Below are 304 nucleotides of genomic sequence, written 5' to 3' on the forward strand. Positions count from 1 at the left end.
GTCATCGCGGCCGCCAGGAGTTCGGTCTTCACCCGCGCATCACTGTCAGGCAGTTCGCGCGCTTTGAAGGCCATCAGCATCCCCTCCAGCAGGCACACCAGCCCGGAGACACGCACTTTGTAGAAGTCACTGTTCCGGGCCTGCATCAACCCTTCAGCCCAGGCCTGGTCGAGGTACCTTGATACCTGGCCTGCACTGCGTTGTGGGTCAATGGCCTGCCCGCTACGTGCAGCTTCACTCAGGCGAATATCGACAGCCGCTTCATGCACCGAAGCGAACAAGGTCAGCCGCAAACCCTGGTGCA

The 304-nt window shown here is 61.2% G+C and carries 1 pseudogene; it reads right to left on the bottom strand.

Annotation, left to right across the window (positions count from 1 at the left end):
* A pseudogene (locus ACK59Z_RS25990) lies at positions 1-304 on the bottom strand (hypothetical protein); the annotation flags it as partial.

Source organism: Pseudomonas sp. KCJK9058 (genome assembly GCF_046230975.1).
Lineage (GTDB): Bacteria > Pseudomonadota > Gammaproteobacteria > Pseudomonadales > Pseudomonadaceae > Aquipseudomonas > Aquipseudomonas alloputida.